Annotated in this window: 5 protein-coding genes; all 5 read left to right on the top strand. The window is 74.3% G+C overall.

Annotated features, from left to right (window positions below; all coding sequences use genetic code 11):
- A partial coding sequence (cydC, locus tag ACFV6I_RS37150; protein ID WP_380430454.1) for a thiol reductant ABC exporter subunit CydC occupies positions 1-1163 on the top strand: 1163 nt, incomplete at its 5' end.
- Between the two features lie 93 nt (positions 1164-1256).
- Positions 1257-3065, top strand: a complete 1809-nt coding sequence (locus ACFV6I_RS37145) for a GAF domain-containing protein (protein WP_380371409.1) — start codon at positions 1257-1259, stop codon at positions 3063-3065.
- A 158-nt stretch (positions 3066-3223) separates the two neighbouring features.
- Positions 3224-3742 (top strand): hypothetical protein, encoded by a 519-nt coding sequence (locus tag ACFV6I_RS37140; protein WP_380430450.1) that lies wholly within the window; start codon positions 3224-3226, stop codon positions 3740-3742.
- Complete coding sequence (locus ACFV6I_RS37135) at positions 3732-4136, top strand: hypothetical protein (protein ID WP_063348394.1); 405 nt, start codon at positions 3732-3734, stop codon at positions 4134-4136. The genes ACFV6I_RS37140 and ACFV6I_RS37135 overlap by 11 nt, the downstream gene beginning before the upstream one ends.
- A 321-nt stretch (positions 4137-4457) precedes the next feature.
- Entirely contained in the window at positions 4458-5495 is a 1038-nt protein-coding gene (locus tag ACFV6I_RS37130; RefSeq protein ID WP_063348393.1) for a PstS family phosphate ABC transporter substrate-binding protein, read from the top strand.
- The last annotated feature ends 56 nt before the right edge of the window (positions 5496-5551 follow it).

Here is a 5551-nt window from a genome sequence, read left to right as displayed (position 1 = left end):
CGGCGCGGCGCCCGCCCGGCCCGGGCCCCGCCCCGGGCCCCCCCGGGCGGGCGCCCCGGGCGGGGCCCACCACCGCGCTCGGCACCGGGCTGATCGCGCTGCTCACCGGGCTGACCGTGACCGCCGCGGCGGCCGTCGGCGTCCAGGGGGTGCACGGCGGCGCGCTGGCGCCGGTCTGCCTGGCCGTGGTCGTGCTCACCCCGCTGGCCGCGTTCGAGGCCGTCACCGGGATGCCGCTGGCCGTCCAGGCGCGCCAGCGCAGCCGGGCCGCGCGGGCCCGGCTGGACGAGGTGCTGGAGGCCGAGGCCGCCGTCCCGGAGCCGGCCGCGCCCGCCGCGCTGCCCGAACAGCCGCTGCCGGTCGCCGTGCGCGGACTGACCGTCCGGCACCCCGGGCAGGCCGTGGACGCGCTCACCGGCGTCGACCTCGACCTCGCGGCCGGCCGCCGGATCGCCGTGGTCGGCCCGTCCGGCTCCGGCAAGACCACGCTGGCCCAGGCGCTGCTGCGGTTCCTGGAGCCGAGCGCGGGCGCCGTCACCTTCGCCGACGGCCGCCCACGGGCTGTGGACAGCCGCGCGCTCGCGGGCGAGGACGTCCGCCGGGTGATCGGACTGTGTGCCCAGGACGCCCACGTCTTCGACAGCTCGCTGCGGGAGAACCTGCGGCTGGCCCGGCCGGGCGCCACCGAGGACGACCTGCGCGCCGCGCTCGCCGCCGCCCGGCTGCTGGACTGGACGCTGACCCTGCCCGACGGCCTGGACACCATGGTCGGCGAGCACGGCGCCCGGCTCTCCGGCGGCCAGCGGCAGCGCCTCGCACTGGCTCGGGCCCTGCTCGCCGACTTCCCGGTGCTCGTCTTGGACGAGCCCGCCGAACACCTCGACCTGCCCACCGCCGACGCGCTCACCATCGACCTGCTGGCCGCCACCGAGGGCCGCACCACCGTGCTGATCACCCACCGGCTGGCCGGTCTGGACGACACCACCGTCGACGAGGTGCTGGTGCTGGACGGCGGCCGGGTCGCCGAGCGCGGCCGCTGGTCGGAGCTGATCGCGGACCGGGACGGGCGGCTGCACGCCATGTGGCGGCGGGAGCGGGAGGCGGACGGGCTGCTGGAGCGGGAGGCGGACGGGCTGGTGGAGCCGGTCGGGGCCACCCGTTAGGACCGGTCGGGGCCACCTGCCAGGCCCGGTCAGGGCGCGTTTCCCGAGCCGCGCCGTCCTTCGGATGAAAAGCGTACAAACTAGGCTTTCTGCATGGACCCCACGCCAGAGCCCTCCGCCGCCGCGCCCGAGCCGACACCCCATCGGGTGCCGGAGATCGCTTCGCTCGGGCTGGACACCCTGGTCACCGAGGTCGCGGAGCGGCTGCAGTCGGCCGCCGCGGTCACCGACCGGATGCAGCGGCTGCTGGAGGCGGTGGTCTCGATCGGCGCCGGGCTCGACCTGCACGCCACCCTGCACCGGATCGCCACCGGCGCCGCCGAACTCGTCGACGCCCGGTACGCGGCCCTCGGCGTGATCGCCCCCGGCGGCACCGGCCTGGCCGACTTCATCCACGTCGGCGTCGACGACGAGACCGCCGCCGAGATCGGCGAACTGCCCGCCGGACGCGGCATCCTCGGCGCGCTGATCGACCGCCCCGAGCCGCTGCGGCTCGCCGACCTCGGTGCCGACCCGCGCTCCTCCGGATTCCCGCCGCACCACCCGGAGATGAAGACCTTCCTCGGCGAGCCGATCCGGGTCCGCGACGAGGTCTTCGGCAACCTCTACCTCACCGAGAAGAAGGGCGGCGGCGCCTTCACCCCCGAGGACGAACAGGTGGTGCACGCGCTCGCCGCGGCGGCCGGCGTCGCCATCGAGAACTCCCGGCTGTACGAGGAGGGGCGGCGCCGGGAACGCTGGATCGCCGGCGCCTCCGCCGTCACCACGGCGCTGCTCTCCACCGACCAGGCCGAGACCGCGCTCACCGTCGCGGCCGAGCAGGTCCGGGAGCTGGCGGACGCCGCGCTCGGCATGATCCTGCTCCCGACCGAACCGGCGGAGGACGGCGACGGGCAGATGCGGGTCGCCCACGCCTCCGGCGAGGCCGCCGAGTTCGTCCGGGGCGAGCTGCTGCCCAGGAAGAGCTTCGCGGCCCGGCTGCTCGCCGGGGAGAGCGTCTACCTGGACGACATGTCCAGCGACCCGACCGTGGAGATCCGGCTCGCCCGCGCCTTCGGCCCGTCCATGGCCGTCCCGATGGTCGCCGCCGGGCGGGTGCTCGGCGGGCTCTGCGTCTGGCGCCCGCGCGGCGCCCTGCCGTTCACCGACACCGAGAAGCAGCTCGCCGAGACCTTCGCCTCGCAGGCCGCACTGGCCCTGCGGCTCGCCGAGGGCCAGCGCGACCAGCAGCGCCTGGCCGTCTTCCAGGACCGCGACCGGATCGCCCGCGACCTGCACGACCTGGTGATCCAGCGGCTGTTCGCCACCGGGATGATGCTGGAGAGCGCGGCCCGGCGGTCCGTGGTGCCCGAGGTGAAGGTCGGCATCGGCAAGGCGGTGGACGAGCTGGACGCCACCATCCAGGAGGTCCGCACCACCATCTACGCCCTCCAGCACGACAACCACGGCGACGCGCCGGACACCCTGCGCACCCGGGTGCTGCGGGAGGCCAGCCAGGCCGCGGCCGCGCTCGGCTTCAAGCCCTCGGTGAGCTTCGTCGGGCCGGTGGAGAGCCTGGTCGAGGAGAAGAACGGCCGCCAACTGCTCGCCGCGCTCAGGGAGATGCTCTCCAACACGGCCCGGCACGCGCGGGCCTCCCGGGTCGGCGTCGAGATCGACGCGACCGCCCACCTGGACGACACCGGCCGGCCGGTGAGCGGCGACCCGGAGTCGCTGGACCGGGGCGGGCGCCCGGGCGTGCTGCTGACGGTGACCGACGACGGCGTCGGCATCCCGGCGGGCGGGCGCCGCAGCGGCCTGCTCAACCTGACCCGGCGGGCCGAGGCGCTCGGCGGCGCCGCCTGGCACGAGGCCGGGCCGTACGGGAAGGGCACCAGGGTCCGCTGGACGGCCCGGCTCTGAACCCGGCCCGATCCTCCTCGGCGGTTGGCCGGTGAAAGTTAAACGAGGGAGAACTTCCCGACCAACAGCGCAAGTTGTGAACGTTCTGGGCTTTCCGTGGGTCCGTGTGCACACATAGCTTTGCACCGGTCTCGGAGGGGTAACCGGACGGGGGAGCAGTGGACGCGTCTGGCCGCGGGAACGCCGCAGCAGGGGCAAGTCGAGGCGGGTTCAGGACGGAGCGCGCCCCGGACGGGCGGTACCGCTGGCAGCTGAAGGCGCCGAACGGCCGGGTGGTGGCCATCACCGCCGCCATGTTCGAGACGCCCGGCGAGGCCGAGCGCGGCTTCGACGGATTACGCGTCGGGGCCGCCGAACTCACCGCGCGGATCACCCACGTCCGGGACGGCATCGGCTGGATCTGGGTCGTCCCCGGGTCGCGCAGCCTGCCCGAGGTGCGCTCCAGCCGGGCGTACGAGCGGTACGCGACCTGCCAGAACGCCTTCCGGCGCTTCGTCGTGCTGCTGGCCAAACAGCCCGCGCGGGACCTGCCCGTTCGTGAGCTGCCCGCGCGGGACCGGCCCGTTCGCGACCAGTCCGTTCGTGAGCGGCCCGCTCGGGAGCGGCCGGTTCGTGACCTGCCGGGCCGTGAACTTCCCCGGAACACCGTCTCGTTGAGACGCCCCGATGGCCGCTGAGGGGCGCGGCCCCCGTCTGCTGATCGTCCCCGCACCCGAACGCTGCCTGGGCTGGGCGCTGCGCGCCGCCAACGGGCGGCCGCTCGGCATGGGCGTGCGCACCTACCGCAGCGAGGAGGAACTCGCCGAGGCGGTCCGGGTGTTGCTGATCGAGCGGGCGGCCCTGCGATGTTCGGTGGCCCAGTCCGAGGGCCGGCAGTGGGTGTGGTCCGCCTACCTGCCGGTGCGCAGCACCCGGCGGACGGCGGTCGAGCCCGCGCCGGTGGCGCGCAGCGCCCGCGGCTACCTGCGGCGCGACCAGTGCCAGGCCGGCGCCGAGGGCTTCCTGTCCGGACTCCAGTGGGTGGGGCAGGAGTTGCGGCGGGGCGGTCGGGACGGTCGCTGGCCGCTGTGAGGCGGCCGGGGCCCACGTGCAGTTCCGGTGAAGCGCAGGTTTCCGGCAACACCCCGAGTCGCCACCTGGAGAAGAACGTCATCGGCCTCTGACCACCCCCTTTCCCCTCCGCCACGCCCGCGCTGACCAGTCGCTAAACCTCGTCGAACCGATGAGTCGACAATCCCGACCCGCCCTCGACCTCCCTTCCGGCGGAACCACCGGGCCGGACAGGATCTGCACTGCCGGAGCGGCCGCAGCGGACGCGGCCACCGGCCCCGGGCTCCCAACCAGAGCACGGGTCCACGCGATGGACGTCTCTCCCACCGGAGGAAGAGAAACATGCGTAAGACCGCTGCCAAGCTGCTCACCATTGCCGCCCTGGCGACCTCCCTGGCCACCGTCGCCAGCGGCACCGCCCTGGCCGACCCGGCGTCGCTCCCGGCCGCCAAGGACATCGTGGGCGTCGGCTCCGACACCACCCAGGCCGTCCTGAACCAGTTCTCGGCGGACTACAACGCCACCATTCCGAGCAGCAACACCACCACGCCGCGCCTGTACAGCTGGGACGCGACCGGCACCTCGCCGATCACCACCAAGACCGGCGCCACCTCCATCGCCCGCCCGAACGGCTCCGGCGCCGGCATCACCGCGCTGAAGAACAACACCAGCGCCACCGTGGACTTCGCCCGCTCCTCGCGCGGCCCGGCGTCGACCGACCCGAACACCTTCGACTTCGTGGCGTACGCCACGGACGCGGTGTCCTGGGCGGCCCAGAACGGCGGCAACGCGCCGGCCAACCTGACCACGCAGAACCTCAAGGACATCTACACCTGCAACGTCACCACCTGGGACCAGATCGACCCCAGCCTGCCCAGCACCACCATCAAGCCGTTCCTGCCGCAGTCCGGCTCCGGCACCCGCTCCTTCTTCCTCTCCACCATCGGCGTCTCGGCCTTCGGCCTCTGCGTCACCGAGGGCGTGCAGGAGAACGAGGGCAGCGACGCCCAGCTGAACGACCCCGACGCGCTGGTTCCCTACTCCGTCGCCCACTACGTCGGCCAGGTGTACTACGGCAAGGGCAGCGGCGCCGACGTCCAGGGCCCGCTGACCATCCGCAACGTGAACGGCGTCGCCCCGGTCGACACCGTCAACAAGGTGATCACCAACGCCTTCGCCGGCACCTCCTACGCCCGCAGCGTCTACAACGTGGTCCGTCACTCCGACTGGATCGCCACCGACACCCACGGCACCGCGCTGCGCGCCATCTTCGGCACCAGCGGCTGGGTCTGCACCAACGCCACCGCGTCCGCCGACCTGAAGAGCTTCGGCTTCCTGCCGCTGCCGGCCGGCGCCTGCGGCAGCGTCACCCACTCCTGATCCACCCCGCTCCATCCGGGGGGCCCGGGCGCGGCGCCGCCGGCCGCCGGGCCCCG

It is taken from the genome of Kitasatospora sp. NPDC059803 (assembly GCF_042732255.1).
Taxonomy (GTDB): Bacteria; Actinomycetota; Actinomycetes; order Streptomycetales; family Streptomycetaceae; genus Kitasatospora.
The sequence above is the reverse complement of the archived record's forward strand: the minus strand, read 5'-3'. Positions and strand labels throughout refer to the sequence as shown.